This is a genomic window from Flavobacterium sp. MDT1-60 (assembly GCF_014844035.1).
Lineage (GTDB): Bacteria > Bacteroidota > Bacteroidia > Flavobacteriales > Flavobacteriaceae > Flavobacterium.
Map to the genome: position 1 here is coordinate 5,017,574 of NZ_CP062159.1, position 15,110 is coordinate 5,032,683.

General features: G+C 33.1%; 14 protein-coding genes and 1 pseudogene. 4 read left to right on the plus strand and 11 right to left on the minus strand.

The window, feature by feature from the left end:
- Nucleotides 1-220 precede the first annotated feature (220 nt).
- Entirely contained in the window at nt 221-889 is a 669-nt protein-coding gene (locus tag IHE43_RS21070) for a ribonuclease HII (RefSeq protein ID WP_192185715.1), read from the plus strand.
- Nucleotides 890-942: 53 nt separating this feature from the next.
- On the opposite strand, the gene IHE43_RS21075 is transcribed toward IHE43_RS21070, so the two are convergent.
- The 6 genes and pseudogenes from IHE43_RS21075 to IHE43_RS21100 form a co-directional block, all read right to left on the minus strand.
- The gene (locus IHE43_RS21075; protein ID WP_192185716.1) at nt 943-1,794 is read right to left on the minus strand and encodes a nuclear transport factor 2 family protein; all 852 of its coding nucleotides are present in this window, start codon (nt 1,792-1,794) and stop codon (nt 943-945) included.
- 170 nt (nt 1,795-1,964) lie between these two features.
- Nucleotides 1,965-2,563: pseudogene (locus tag IHE43_RS24100) on the minus strand (NAD(P)H-dependent oxidoreductase).
- A 78-nt stretch (nt 2,564-2,641) separates the two neighbouring features.
- Entirely contained in the window at nt 2,642-3,460 is an 819-nt protein-coding gene (locus tag IHE43_RS21085) for an AraC family transcriptional regulator (protein ID WP_192185717.1), read from the minus strand.
- 27 nt (nt 3,461-3,487) lie between these two features.
- Complete coding sequence (lipB, locus tag IHE43_RS21090) at nt 3,488-4,186, minus strand: lipoyl(octanoyl) transferase LipB (RefSeq protein WP_026985780.1); 699 nt, start codon at nt 4,184-4,186, stop codon at nt 3,488-3,490.
- Nucleotides 4,187-4,191: 5 nt separating this feature from the next.
- Complete coding sequence (locus tag IHE43_RS21095; RefSeq protein ID WP_225585242.1) at nt 4,192-4,947, minus strand: hypothetical protein; 756 nt, start codon at nt 4,945-4,947, stop codon at nt 4,192-4,194.
- A gap of 66 nt (nt 4,948-5,013) precedes the next feature.
- Complete coding sequence (locus IHE43_RS21100) at nt 5,014-5,742, minus strand: hypothetical protein (RefSeq protein ID WP_192185718.1); 729 nt, start codon at nt 5,740-5,742, stop codon at nt 5,014-5,016.
- A 377-nt stretch (nt 5,743-6,119) separates the two neighbouring features.
- Between IHE43_RS21100 and lysS the strand changes: the two genes are divergently transcribed.
- Both lysS and IHE43_RS21110 read left to right on the plus strand, forming a co-directional pair.
- Nucleotides 6,120-7,823 (plus strand): lysine--tRNA ligase, encoded by a 1,704-nt coding sequence (gene lysS, locus IHE43_RS21105; RefSeq protein ID WP_192185719.1) that lies wholly within the window; start codon nt 6,120-6,122, stop codon nt 7,821-7,823.
- 105 nt (nt 7,824-7,928) lie between these two features.
- A complete protein-coding gene (locus tag IHE43_RS21110) occupies nt 7,929-8,108 on the plus strand; it encodes a hypothetical protein (RefSeq protein WP_192185720.1) in 180 nt (59 codons plus the stop codon).
- A gap of 352 nt (nt 8,109-8,460) precedes the next feature.
- Here the strand turns inward: IHE43_RS21110 and IHE43_RS21115 are convergent, their stop codons facing one another.
- The gene (locus tag IHE43_RS21115; RefSeq protein WP_192185721.1) at nt 8,461-9,063 is read right to left on the minus strand and encodes a hypothetical protein; all 603 of its coding nucleotides are present in this window, start codon (nt 9,061-9,063) and stop codon (nt 8,461-8,463) included.
- A gap of 85 nt (nt 9,064-9,148) precedes the next feature.
- Nucleotides 9,149-10,174 (minus strand): 2-hydroxyacid dehydrogenase, encoded by a 1,026-nt coding sequence (locus IHE43_RS21120; protein ID WP_192185722.1) that lies wholly within the window; start codon nt 10,172-10,174, stop codon nt 9,149-9,151.
- A gap of 192 nt (nt 10,175-10,366) precedes the next feature.
- Here IHE43_RS21120 and IHE43_RS21125 point away from each other — a divergent pair, with 192 nt between their 5' ends.
- The gene (locus IHE43_RS21125) at nt 10,367-10,816 is read left to right on the plus strand and encodes a hypothetical protein (protein ID WP_192185723.1); all 450 of its coding nucleotides are present in this window, start codon (nt 10,367-10,369) and stop codon (nt 10,814-10,816) included.
- A 61-nt stretch (nt 10,817-10,877) separates the two neighbouring features.
- Here IHE43_RS21125 and IHE43_RS21130 read toward each other — a convergent pair whose 3' ends face one another.
- From IHE43_RS21130 to IHE43_RS21140, 3 genes are all read right to left on the minus strand, one after another.
- Nucleotides 10,878-13,355, minus strand: a complete 2,478-nt coding sequence (locus tag IHE43_RS21130; RefSeq protein WP_192185724.1) for a zinc-dependent metalloprotease — start codon at nt 13,353-13,355, stop codon at nt 10,878-10,880.
- A 158-nt stretch (nt 13,356-13,513) separates the two neighbouring features.
- A complete protein-coding gene (gene hemL / locus IHE43_RS21135; protein ID WP_192185725.1) occupies nt 13,514-14,800 on the minus strand; it encodes a glutamate-1-semialdehyde 2,1-aminomutase in 1,287 nt (428 codons plus the stop codon).
- A gap of 43 nt (nt 14,801-14,843) precedes the next feature.
- Nucleotides 14,844-15,095 (minus strand): hypothetical protein, encoded by a 252-nt coding sequence (locus IHE43_RS21140; RefSeq protein WP_192185726.1) that lies wholly within the window; start codon nt 15,093-15,095, stop codon nt 14,844-14,846.
- Nucleotides 15,096-15,110: the final 15 nt, after the last annotated feature.

Sequence of the window (15,110 nt, forward strand, 5' to 3'; positions counted from 1 at the left end):
GTATTGTTGTGATTTCTTTCAAAATAATTCAAAAAAAGCAGCATCAAGAGAAATTAATACGAGAAAATTTAATAAAAAACACAACAATACTATATATCAATTACTAAATATCAAGGAATACTTAGATGAAAAATCCAAAAACAATTCTCTATTCAAATTTTGGGATTTTATTCAGAATCATTTTTTAGAAAAATTTATATTTGCTATTCAAAATAAAAGCATGCTTCAACTTAATTATTCAGGACATATATTGGAAACCGGAACTGATGAAGCTGGCCGTGGATGTCTGGCCGGACCAGTAACTGCCGCTGCAGTGATCTTACCTGCTGATTTTGAAAATCAGATTTTAAATGACAGTAAACAATTGTCTGAAAAAGAAAGGTTTCTTTTAAAACCAATCATAGAACAACATGCGGTCTGTTATTCTGTGACACATTTATTTCCGGATGAAATTGACGAAATAAACATTCTAAATGCTTCAATGAAAGGAATGCAGGAATGTATCTTAAAATTAAACCAAAAACCAGATTTCATTATTGTGGATGGAAATCGTGCATTAAATGCCAAATTAGGTTTAAGAAATACTTTTGGAAAACAATTTTCTGTTGAAGAAATAGAATTACTTAAATCAATTCCGAATCAGAGTATCATAAAAGGTGATGCAAAATTTTTAAGTATTGCAGCCGCCTCTATATTAGCAAAAACGTATCGTGATCTATATATGGAGCAAATTCATGAAGAGTTCCCGATGTACAACTGGAAACAAAACAAAGGCTACCCAACCAAAGAACATCGTGACGCCATTCGTAAACATGGTACTACAAAATATCATAGAATGAGTTTCAGGCTTTTGCCAGATCAATTAGAATTGGACTTTTTTGAAATATAAAAGGCTTACCAAAATTGATAAGCCTTTGATTTAAAATATAATTATCTAAACTTTTACTTTTTACTTTTTAAAAATTCCGCAAATTGTTTGGTATCAAAATAAAAGGGTCTGATTGCTGTAATTTTTCCATTCTTCAAATCGAAATGTTCTGAAATTGGCATTGAAAGTGTTTTACCTGATTTTTTTGCTTTGCATTTTATGGTGAAATAAATAACAACTTCGTTTTTGGTAGCATCGCTAAAATAAACTGGTTCTTTTTCTATTTCCAAATCAAAAAACTCTGCTGATTTCGCATACATTTTTGTCCATTCATTAAAACCCACATAAGTTCCCCCATAAGGCAAACCTTCTGCCTGATTATAAATAGCGCCTTCTTCAATTATAGTTGCCATTGTATTAAAATCCCTGGTTTTAAAAAAACATTCATAGTATTTTGCTACAATTTTAAAATTATCAGTTTCAAGGTTTTTTAGAATTTCAGACTCTGACAAAGTAACTTCCTTATCCCAAAAGCCAATAATTTTGCTAACCTGACCTTTTCCGTTTAATCTGGCAAAATCACGACCAGCCATTATAGGTTTATTTTTTGAATCTAAAATTTTCCAATCCCAAGTTACATAATTGTCTTTTACTACTTTTGAACCTGAAGTCAATATAGCTTCTGGGAATTTTTTATAAAATTCATTAATGACATTATTTAAGGCAACTGCTCCTTTAATAGATGCTGAAGGATCTTCAAAAGTACTGTCGTCTAACCAAATTGTTTTTATCAATTTTAGTCGGGTATCACTATTATGCTCCTGCCATGCTTTTTCATAAACTGCAATGGGATTTAATTTATCCTTCTTTTGAGCAAAAACATTGTTTAAGATAAAAAGGAAACAAAGAAAGTAGATTTTTCTCATAAGCTGCAAAATTTAGATTAGTTAAGGTTTTCCCTAAAAGTATTAATCCAAATTTACCATAAAAACATTAGAAAATCACCGTCTTTTCATAATTTACCATCAATTCAAAATCTTGTCTTTTACCAATGCATTTTTACATTTTTTGCAATATTCTCTTTTATAATAAATTTCTATTCAAAAGCAGCTGGCTTATTACTGGATTTAAAAATAGTTATAATCTGATTTTCCCATTCTGAAATGCTTTCTGCGGAAGCTCTATCCGCTTTATCAAAATAAAAATGCTGTTGAATGTTTAATCCGCAATAATTAAAAATTCCGGTATCAGAAGTTAGGGCTAAAGCTTTATCCAATCCACTTTCTGAATATTCTGCATTCGATTTCCCGTGCGAGTTGATAATGATTGTATTTTTCCCTGATAACAATCCTTTTTGAACACCCAGATCGTATCTGTAAGCAAATCCGTAACTGAAAACGCGGTCTATATAACCTTTCATGATTGCCGGCATACCAGTCCACCAAATTGGGTAAATAAAATAATACGATCTGCCCAAGTGATAAAATCTTGTTCTACTTGGACATCCTCAGTAACTTTTCCTATTCTTTGTCCGTTCATATCTTCTAAAGAAAGAACCGGATTAAAATTGATTTCATTTAAATCACGAAGAATAACCTCATCCTCTGATTTTTCTAAACTTTCAAGAACAGTTTGTTTGAAGAAATGATTTAAACTTGCTGGATCTGGATGTGCATAAATAATTAAATTTTTCATGTTTTCTATTTTTAAGATTGAACATGACAAATGTAAAATGCAAGCTTGGGAGACAATTGTAAGAAAACGAAATATGCCTTATTTCACTTTTGAACTGCAAATGTCGTTTTGAAATTTTAAGAATTTCGTTGGAGAAATATTCATGTAATATTTAAAGTCATGAATCAGTTGGCTCTGATCGTAATAACCGCATTCTTCAACAACATTTAGCCAATCAGTCTTTGATTGATTTAGGATGTTTTTCTGAATTTGATTTGCCGCTTTTAAAAACCTTTCATAACGATTCGCTTCTTTAATGGTATAGCCAAAAGTCTTTTTCTGATGAAGCTGAATATTTCTTTCGGTCTGATTTATCTGAGAAGCAATAGCTTTTATCGGATCTAAATTCTCATCCTGAAAATTGGTTAAAAGTGTTGTGATTTCATTTTGTTCCCTAAGATAGGGTTTGCAGAAATCTAAAATATAAGCGACACGCTCTGCAACATCAGAAATTTTTTGAAGTGCCTCCCATAAAAGGTTGAAGCAATTTTCGTGAATTAAAGTATCTGGATGAATTGGCAAAGCATCAAATAATGCATTCCCGAAGAATCTATAAAAAGTATCTTCTTTAAAATTAGCTACTAAAATCTCTGAATTAGGTTCCAGAGTATAATCGAAAGTCTGTTTTATTGGGCCTAAAACAATACATTTTTCGACTTCCAGAATAGTATTCTGCTTTGATTTTAAAGCCGATTTTGTACCGAAATTAAAAACTAAAATGGTTTGAAAACTCGGCAATAAAGTTTTTGTGATGGGGTAATCCGTTTTATTTTCCGCGAAGTAAAAATGAGAAAATACAGTTTCAAATGCTGAAGGAACGGCAATTCTATAATTGTTATTTTCTTCAGCATTTTTCATACTATTTTATATTTTAAAAGCTGTTTTCTAAACAAATTCGGCTTCAAATAATTGAGTTAAATGTTTTATGATTTTGGCTTTTACTTCGTCTTCATCCACTTTTTCAACGCCAAGTTCTACTTGAAGTGAAGTAACGCCTTTTCCACGAATTCCACACGGAATAATGTTATCGAAATATCCTAAATCGACGTTTACATTTAAGGCAAATCCGTGCATGGTTACCCAACGCGAGGCGCGTACACCAAGTGCACAAATTTTACGTGCAAACGGAGTTCCAACATCCAGCCACACTCCTGTTTCACCTTCACTTCTACCGCATTTTAAACCGTATTCTTCTAAAGTCAGAATAATAGATTCTTCCAGAAAACGTAAATATTTGTGAATATCGGTAAAGAAGTTTTCTAAATCCAAAATTGGGTAGCCTACAATTTGTCCCGGGCCGTGATACGTAATATCACCGCCACGATTGATTTTGTAGAAAGTTGCTCCTTTGGCTTCAAGCTGTTTTTCGTTTAATAATAAGTTTTCTAAATCACCGCTTTTTCCTAAAGTATAAACATGGGGATGTTCTACGAAAAGTAAATAATTTGGCGTTTCTAACTCTAGTTCTTCTCTTCTGTTTTTGATTTTTAAATCGACTATATCTTTGAAAAGTTCTTCCTGATATTCCCAGGTCGATTTATAATCTTTACTTCCTAAATCTTGAAGTTGGATTTTTTTATTCATTTTTATTATTTTTCAAACTCTACATCAAAGTTGAGTTTGTCAGGATTCTCCATATAATCCGTGAAAGGGTATTGAATTGTAATTGTTTTTCTGTCGTCGCTAAACAATGCATTTGGGTTTGACACCTTTTTTACTGCTTTAGGAAAGTGATATTTAATAATATAGTTTGACGAAGCAAACATCATTTTAGACATATCTGCTGTAGAATCAGCGGCTTTCTCAGTGATTTTTTGCTTGTCTATGACTGCTTTACGTGTAAATTTCTTTCCGTCATATGTATAGCTCAATTTACTTTTATTATCTCCCAAGCCTCCAAACGGAGTTGAAGGAGCATTTCCGCCTTCCAGTTTTTGAAGAGAACTCATTGATTGTAAAATATCTTGTAACTCATTTACACTTTTAAAATCAGTTGAGATGTTCATTAAAAACTGTTTTTGTTCTCCGTTCATTTTTATATTGAAAACAAAATTTTCTAATTTCTTAATTTCCTTCTGAGCTTCCGGAGATAATTTTGAGATGCTATCTTGCTTTTCTGCAATTAATTGCTTGAAGGTGAAAGTGGAATCGACATTTTTCTTTGCATCGGCTCCCATTTGATTGCCAAGCTGATCGCCGGCCATTTCCATCAAAGCTGAGCCGTCTATGTCTACAGAAAATTTTCCGGCGCCGTTATCATTGATATACATGTTTTCGGTAAAAGTGCAACTTGTAAGTGTTACCAATAAAAAAGAAAAACTAAGTAATTTATATAATTTCATCATGGTTAATTTTTTATCAAAGATACGAATCCTATTTTGAAATGTTTAATCGGTTATTTGTTTAATCGTTTAATTGCTGTTTAGCTGCAAAACAACTTCCAGATTTGTTATTTTAGGATTTTGCAAACAATCTGAAAGCTGAAATTCTAAAGTAAATGATTTTTTATCGGGGCTAATAATTGCTTTTTCATTTGAAATTGATTTTATTTTTCCCGGAAAATGATATTTTAAAGTGTAGGATTGCGCTAATTTATATTTAGAGTACGTTTTTTTTCTTTCTTCAAACATTTTTTTATCCTGATCAAATTTTTGCTGATCAACAATTACTAAATACCTTTTAAAAACAGATCCGTCGAAAGTATATTTTATTTTAAAAGATTCTTTTGAAACCGGATAATTCTCTTTTAAAGAATTTGCTAAACTAAGACTTTCATAAACATTTGGTAATTCTTCTATTTTTTTAAAGTCGGAAGAAATTACATTAAAATTTTCCATTTGAATGGGATCTAGTTTTACATGCATTTTAACGTTGGCATGTTCCTGAAAAAGTGCCTGATCTGATTTATTAAATTTCACAAACGTTGCTGTATATTTTGTGATGTAATCCTGAAAAACAAATATTGTATCTGTAAATTTTTCAGAGCTTGACAGAGGACGTCCTAATTGCATATAGCTATTTTCGTCTCGTAATTGAAAAACTTCAATACTTCCACTTCCGTCCGGATTGATTTTTATGGTTTCGGTGATTTGACAGCTTGAAACTAAAATTAAGAGTAAAAAGGCTTTTATGGCGTTCATTTTTCTTGAAGGTTCTGAGGTTCTGAGTTGCTAAGATACTGAGGTTTTTTTTGTTTGTCATTGTGAGGAACGAAGCAATCTCATTTTGATTGTCTATTTCTTTTTTATCTTCATTTGGTTTAGATCGTGTGATTGCTTCGTTCCTCGCAATGACAAACATTCCAACTCAAACCTCTTTTGAAAACCAAAACTTCTAATCTAGCCCCGATAGTAATGGAAATCCTTTTATGCCGGTGTTCGGCATAAAAGATTGAAATGGATAGCGGGACTAAACGTGATTAAAAAATGATATTTTTCTGCTTCAAAAAATCTAAAAACTGCATTCTGAAATGTACATTCTTTTCTTTATCTTTGCAGACTTAAAAAAAGAGCACAAAATGGCATTATCAGAACAAGAAATCATTAGAAGAGAAAAACTTCAAAACTTACGCAACTTAGGAATCAATCCTTATCCAGCTAATCTTTTTCCAGTAAATCATACTTCAAAGCAAGTGAAGGAGTCTTTTGAAGAAGGTAAGAAGGTGATCGTTGCGGGACGTTTGATGAGTGTTCGTGATCAGGGAAAGGCTTGTTTTGCTGAATTGCAGGATAGCGAAGGACGTTTGCAATTGTACGTGAATCGTGATGTTTTATGCGTTGGTGATGATAAAACTTTATACAACACCGTATTTAAAAAATTAACTGATTTAGGTGATTTTATTGGTATTGAAGGTGAATTGTTTACTACGAAAGTGGGTGCACAATGTATTCGTGTTGACGGATTTACTTTTTTAAGTAAAACTTTACGTCCTCTTCCTTTACCAAAAACGGATGAAGAAGGAAACGTTCACGATGCTTTTAATGATCCTGAGCTTCGTTACAGAATGCGTTATGTAGATTTAACGGTTAATCAACACGTTAAAGATACTTTTATCAAACGTACGAAGTTGTTTAGCGCTATGCGTGGTTATTTTAACGATGCAGGTTATCTTGAGGTTGAAACTCCGGTTTTACAACCTATTCCGGGTGGTGCTGCGGCGCGTCCTTTTACTACGCATCATAATTCGCTTGACATTCCGCTTTACATGCGTATTGCGAACGAATTGTATTTAAAAAGATTAATTGTTGGTGGTTTTGAAGGTGTTTATGAGTTCTCTAAAAACTTTAGAAATGAAGGAATGGACAGAACGCATAATCCTGAATTTACCGCTATGGAAATATATGTAGCCTACAAAGACTACAACTGGATGATGGAATTTGCTGAAGGTTTGCTAGAGCATTGTGCGATTGCCGTAAACGGAACCAGCGAAGTTACTTTTGGCGAACATAAAATCAATTTTAAAGCGCCTTATGCTCGTGTTACCATGACGGATTCTATTAAACATTTTACAGGTTTTGATATCTCAGGAAAAAGCGAAGACGAATTGTTTGAAGCTGCAAGAGGAATGGGAATCGACGTGGATAAAACAATGGGTAAAGGAAAATTGATTGATGAGATTTTTGGAGCTAAATGTGAAGGAAATTATATTCAGCCAACTTTCATTACTGATTATCCTAAAGAAATGTCGCCTCTGTGTAAAGAACACCGCGATAATCCTGAACTTACTGAGCGTTTTGAATTAATGGTTTGTGGTAAAGAAATTGCAAATGCTTATTCTGAACTGAATGACCCAATTGATCAACGTGAGCGTTTTGAAGATCAAATGCGTTTGTCTGAAAAAGGTGATGATGAAGCTAACGGAATTATCGATGAGGATTTCTTAAGAGCTTTGGAATATGGTATGCCTCCAACATCTGGAATGGGAATTGGAATGGATCGTTTGATTATGTATTTAACGAATAATGCTTCGATTCAGGAAGTTTTATTGTTCCCACAAATGCGTCCGGAGAAAAAACAGGCTCAGATTGAATTGTCTGATGAAGAAAAATTCATCGTTGATTTATTGAAAGGAAATGAAAATAAAATGGATCTTCAGCAACTAAAAATTACTGCTAATTTAAGTGGTAAAAAATGGGATGCGTCAATGAAAAACTTATCTAAACATGGTTTGACTAAAGTTGCTGTTGAAGGTGAGTTTAAGATGGTTGAATTGGTGGGATAGATTTTAAAATCTTATCTTATTATAAATATAGCCCGACTGGTTTAAAAACTTGTCGGGCTTTTTATTAAATTTACATAACTTTAAATCACTCAAAATCACATAATTATGAGCAATTTAGAAATATTTGACAAGTTAAAAAACATTGAAGATGTTAGTTTACTTGAAAAAATTAGAAATCTCTTAAAAAACGCAGATACTTCTGAAGTTTATCAATTTGAGCAATATGAATTGGATATGCTGAAAGAAAGCGAAGAAGATATTAAATATGGCAGAGTTATTTCTTAAGAAGATTTAGATAAGGAAGATTTAGAATGGCTGTCAAAATAATCTGGACGAATACTGCAGTTTTACAAAGAAGAAAAATATTAAATTACTGGAAGAAAAGAAATAAATCAGCAACTTATTCAAAAAAGTTAATTGCTGAAATTATAGAGAGGGTTAAATTTTTAGCTCTTAATCCTTAAATTTATATCAAAACAAGTTTTCCTGATATTCGAACTTCAACATTAGGTCACTATAATATCTTTTATAAAATAACTACTGAAGAATTAATCGTTGTGGCATTTTGGGACAACCGCAAAAATCCCAAAATACTTTATAAAATATTAAATAAGTAATCAGGTAAACCCGACAGGTTTTAAAACGAATACTTCTCCAATTTCTTAGCATAAATATCTAAAACTACTGACGAATCTTTCGAAATCTCTCCTTTCCATTTTTCCTGAACAGAAGGATTGGATGGATATTTTCCGTTTTTCATTTTTAGAGAATGCAATGAATTACCACTTTTAAAAATTAAATCTTTAAAATTTTCCGAGGAAGTTGTTCCAATGAAAATCGGAAAATCGGTTACAGTAAAGGAATTGATTACACTTCCGTCATTATTCAAAATATAGCCTGAACAGCCTCCGCTTCCGCAGAAATACGGATTAGAGAAACCTACGAAATATTCATTTTTTTTATCATTATTTAAATCATAAGGTTCGTAGTAAAAGAATCTATCGTCTTTTGACATGGCTGGCAAATCTTTTTTCAATAAAACTGCAAGCTGCTTTCTGATCAGTTCAACCGTTTTGTCATCTTTAGCCGGAACATCACTCAAATTAGCGGTACCTCCCAATGTTTTTGATAATGTATCCTGAGCAATAGTTTTAATGATATTTTTTGATGCTGGCTTTTCTTTGTTTTGACAAGAAAACAGTGCCAGAACTATAAATGCAATTAAAATTTTCGTTTTCATAATTTCTTTTTTTTAAGATCCTTAAGATTACGTTTCGAAACCCGACAGGTTTAAAAACCTGTCGGGTTTACCAATCTGATTCGAATTATACAAGCAACGCCGTTTTGTTTTCAATATCATTTCGGGTTACTAACGCTTTAATATTATTAAAAGTGACCAAAGCAATCTGCGTTAAAGCTTCGTTAGTAAAGAAAGCCTGATGTGCTGTAACCAAAACATTTGGAAAACTCATTAATCTTTGAATCGCATCATCCTGAATAATATCTGCTGAAAGATCTCTAAAAAACAATTTCTCTTCCTGCTCGTAAACATCAATTCCGAGATAACCAATTTTACCTTCTTTTAAACCTTCAATAACACAGGCTGTTTCAATTAATCCGCCACGACTGGTATTGATGATCATGACGCTGTCTTTCATTTCATCAATAGACTTTTTATTGATAATATGTTTGGTTTGCTCGTTTAGCGGACAATGAAGCGAGATAATATCACTCGACTTAAAAATGGTTTCTAAGGATACGAATTCAACCCCGTCTTTTTCCATTTCGGGATTTGTGACGATATCATAGGCCAAAACTTTACATCCAAAACCCAATGCTATTTTAGCAAAAGCTTTTCCTATATTTCCGGTACCTATGATTCCAATTGTTTTTCCGAATAAATCAAAACCTAATAATCCATTTAAAGAGAAATTTTGTTCCCGCACCCTATTATAGGCTTTGTGCGTTTTTCGGTTTAAAGTCAAAATCATTGCCATAGCATGTTCTGCAACAGCCTGTGGAGAATAAGCAGGAACTCGACAAACTTTTAAATTGTATTTTTTAGCAGCTTCTAAATCGACATTATTAAAACCGGCACAGCGCAAAGCTATAACTTTTACATTCTTTTCTGCTAATTGTTTAATCACGGATTCATTGACAATATCGTTTACAAAAACACAAACGATTGATGCATTTTCGATTAAAATTACAGTTTGAGGATTTAATTGTGTTTCAAAGAAATCCAGCTCAAAACCAAAATCTTTATTGTATTTATTAAAAAAGGTTTTGTCGTAAGGCTGGGTCGAAAAAAAGGCAATTTTATTATTGTTTGATGATGATTCTAAATTCATAATAACTTTTTCTAGGTTGTAAATCGTTGATTCTTTAAAAATACGCAATTAAAACTGTAATTTTATCCTTATGAAAACGTTTTTAATGAATTAGTTTTCAATTTGTTAAATAAAACATAATTCTGAGACTCAGATTAAACCTATTGAATTTGATAAAGTCTAAAGAATATAAACAATTAAAAAACTTACATCATGAAAAAATTATTTATCGCAGCTTTGTTATTCGTTGGAGTAGCAAGTTTTGCACAAGACACGGATAACAATGCAACGCAAGATCATAAAGAGCACAAAGAAAGAATGACTCCGGAACAGCGTAATGAGAAGCAGTTAAAAAAACTAACTTCAGAATTAAGCTTAGATGCTAATCAACAAGCACAGGTAAAACAATTATTAGCCGACAGAAGTGCCAAAGCTGAAAAATTCAGAGAAGCCCGTCAAGCAAAAAAAGACAGTGACGCAAAACCCACAACTGCGGAAAGAGAAGCCTTCAAAAAAGAAATGATGGCCGAAAAAGAAGCTAACGATGCTAAAATGAAAGGTATTTTGAATGCAGACCAATACACAAAATGGAAAGCAATTCAGGAGCAAAACAAAGACAAGGCTAGAGAAAAAATGAACGAATACAGAAAAGAAAAAATCTAACTTTTTGTACCAAAACAAAAAAAGAGGCTTTAATTAAAAGCCTCTTTTTTTTGTTTATAACTTATTTAATCGGATTTAATACCAAATCAATTCGTTTGATGCAATCTTCATAATGGTATTTTGTTTCTGTGTTTACACCCAACGCTTTTGCGGTGGCAAGTGATTTTTTCAGAACATTCAATTCACCACGCACTAAAGCTCTTAAATCAGATTGAGAAACATTGTAGTAAACAGTTGACCTGTCTGCTGGCTTAATTTCTTCGGTCATTAAATAGGCCATCCTATCAATATAAGCTCTTTGTAAATTTCTACGGTAAATTGTGACATTAGCTGCTGTACCAGATTCTTTCCAGATTCCTTTTCGGGTGTCTTTAAATAGATCCAGTGCTTTATACGTATCAGCACCCAAAATTTCATTATCCATTAATCTTCCAATTCGGCCAAGACTCAATAAGTTATTTAAATGTCTAACCTGAAGATTTCTGAACGTTTCTGTGTAACCTGCAAAATTGGTGTTTTTTAATGTGTTGACATTCACAATCCAGGTTGGAGATGCAAAGGCATTTGCCTGCAACCAATTCATCGCTTCAATTTGTTTTGTTTTCGGAACGACTTCATAAACATTTCCTGCCTGATTTGGGTTTTTAGTGTTTTCGTAAACTCCTCCAACATTGGTTACAACATGACCTACATAGCGACTCCAAACATCTAACATTTCTTTGTATAATTCATCTAAATCTCCATAATCATTCGTTACATTGCTCGTCCATTCACTTAAATGATTAGCAACATATTCCAGATTTTTCAGACCGTAAGTACTGGCTTTCATCGAATTATTTCCAATATCTTCTGTTTGAGAAGAAGGGTCAAAAGCACTGCTTTGTTTTCCGAATTTATAAATCGGATTTCCGGCTTTATCTAAAATCAATTTGTCTAAGGTTGCTTTTTCATCCTGAGTAGATTTAGCATTTGGAATCACTCTGTATCCCCAATTTACAGCATAATGATCGTAAGCCCCCATTTTACGAATAAAACGAATATTTTGATCTCCCGGCTGTGCAATATAATTGTATCGTGCATAATCCATTATACTTGCCGCAATTCCATTCTCTTGTGTAAAGGTTCCATTTCTGTAACTTTCGCAATCGTAAGAAGAGCTGGCACCCATATTATGAGGAAATCCTAAGGCGTGACCCACTTCGTGCGCAATTACCATACGCATCATCTCTCCCATTTCTTCATCGCTGGTTTGCAAAGTTCTTGCTTTTGGATTTGCAGCCCCTGTTTCTAACAAATAACGATTTCTGTACGAACGCAAATGATTGTGATACCAAATAACATCACTTTCGATAATTTCGCCCGTTCTTGGATCTGAAACACTTGGTCCAACAGCATTTCGGGTTGTGCTTGCTACATAACGAATTACAGAATAACGAACATCCTCCGGGCTAAAATCAGGGTCTTCCTTCTTTGTTGGAGCGTCTTTGGCAATAATCGCATTTTTAAATCCGGCTGTTTCAAAAGGTTTTTGCCATTCTTCAATTCCTTGTTTGATATATTTTCTCAATTTTTCAGGAGTTGCCGGATCTAAATAATAAACAATTGGTTTTATTGGTTCTACCAATTCTCCTCTGGCATACGCTTCAGGGTCTTTCGGTTCTAATCTCCAACGACGGATGTATGTTTTTAGATCTGATTTTAATTCATTGCTTCCATAATCGTATTGACTAACCGTGAACCACCCCACACGCGGATCTGCTAATCTTGGTTTCATTGGCACTTCCGGCAATAATACCATCGACTGATTCATCTGAATGCTGATGGATTCACTTTCTTCCAACATTGAGGGTTTTGAAGCATTATAGGTCATATCCTGAATCACTTCAATATTCATCGGAAAACTTTTGATTGTATTGATAAAACTTCTTGAATCATCCAATGCTTTTACTTTGTATACTTCTCGCATTTCTGCTGATATTCCACTGATTGCCTTTACATCTGTGCTGTAAAATTTAGTTACATCAATAACGGTATTTGCAGAATCTTTGCTGAAAGCTACAATGTCAAAAGCAAATAATGTTGGTTCATAATTATTTGATTTTACCGAAATACTAATCGGCAAGGTATCATTGGCAACTGCATTATATGATTTAGATTTGATGAGAATTTTATCCTGAAAACGTTGCCAAACGATCAATTGTTCATTGGTTTCTGAACCAGCGTTTACATAACCACCCCCTAAATTAGAAGGCAATTTCGACAATCTGCTTACTAACAGCATGTCTTTATTTAAATATTTGTTCGGAATTTCGAAATAATACTTTTTATCTACTTTATGAACCGTAAAGAGTCCTTCGTCTGAGACAGCATCTTTCGTAATTACTTTACTGTATTCTTTAATACCGGACTCCGGTTTTTTTTCTGGCGGAAGAGCTGCAGCTTCTTCTTTTGAAGATTTTTTCTTTTTAGACTGGGCAAATTGATTAACAGGAAATAGCATTAAAGCTGCTATAGTAGATAAAATGAAAAATTTCTTCATTTATTTTTGGTTTAATGGTTATTTGACAAACAAAAATAATTTTTGATTGCAATAATCCAAGAAAACATCTCCTCATTAACTTTTTATTAACTAATAAAAAAGGCTCAACTTTTTGAAAAAGCTGAACCTTAAATTTTATTTATTTTTTGATTTTAAAACTAAAATGTTTTCGAAACTTTATCAATTGCATTAATTGTAAAATCTAAATCTTCATACGTTAACGCATCAGTAATAAACCAGGTTTCATATGCTGATGGTGCAATATAAACACCTTCGTTCAACAATCCGTGAAAGAACTTTTTAAACATTTCATTATCTCCTTTTGCTGCTGTTTGAAAATCAACAACAGGGTTTTCATCAAAGTGCACAGAAATCATAGAACCTACTCTATTAATCGTAAAAACAACATTATTTGCTTTTAAAACCTTATCAATTCCTGCTTCTAAATAAGCCGTTTTTTCTTCTAAACGGGTAAAAATCGCAAGGTCATTATCAAGAGATTGTAGCATAGCTAATCCGGCAGCCATTGCTAACGGATTTCCAGATAATGTTCCCGCCTGATAAACTGGCCCAAGCGGCGCCAAATAATTCATGATCTCCGCACGTGCCGCAAATGCTCCAACAGGCAAACCTCCACCAATTACTTTTCCGAAAGTAACAATATCAGCATTAACATTAAACAATTCCTGAACTCCTCCGCGAGCTAAACGGAAACCTGTCATTACCTCATCAAAAATTAATAAAATTCCGTTTGCTGTACACAAATCTCTAAGGCCTAGCAAGAAACCTTTTTGAGGCGGAATACAGCCCATATTTCCTGCAACTGGTTCAATAATTATTGCTGCAATTTCGTTTTTATTGGCTTCGATTAAAGTCTTTACATTCTCTAAATCATTGTATTTCGCTAATAAAGTATCTTTTGCAGTTCCTTCTGTAACGCCGGGACTGTTTGGAGATCCAAAAGTTACGGCTCCACTTCCGGCCTGAATCAAAAAGGAATCGGAATGCCCGTGGTAACAACCTGCAAATTTTATGATTTTATCTCTTTTTGTAAAGCCGCGAGCCAGACGAATCGCGCTCATACAAGCTTCTGTGCCAGAATTTACAAATCTGATTTTATCGATATTTGGAACCATAGAAACTGCCAAAGCAGCAATTTGAGTTTCCAATTCTGTTGGCATTCCAAATGAAGTTCCCAATTTTGCTTTTTCAATCACAGCATCAACAACTGGCTGATACGCATGACCCAAAACCATTGGTCCCCAGGAATTGATATAATCAATTAATTTATTTCCGTCTTCGTCATACAAATAAGCACCTTTGGCACTTTTTACAAAAATTGGAGTTCCTCCCACTGCCTTAAAAGCACGAACTGGTGAATTTACTCCTCCCGGAATTACTTTTTCTGCTTCAGCAAAAAGCTGACTACTTCTTTTATAGATCATTTTTTGATTTTAGATTTTAGAGTTCTGATTTTAGATTTTAGATTTATCTACTTAAACCCTGATCTCTTACAAACTCATTAAAATATTTTTGTTCAATTTGATTTTCTTCTGAAAGCTCCTCTATTTTATTATCTGACATTCCAATAGGAGAATAAAATGTCCATTTCAAACTTGGTCGATGTTTTATAAAAAAATGCTTTTCTGCAAATTCATCATGTATATAAATCCCGCAAAAAAGTCTAATTATGAAAACAATGGCAAAAATAAAAATTCCAAGCAAGATTATCTTTTTCATTAATAATTGACAATT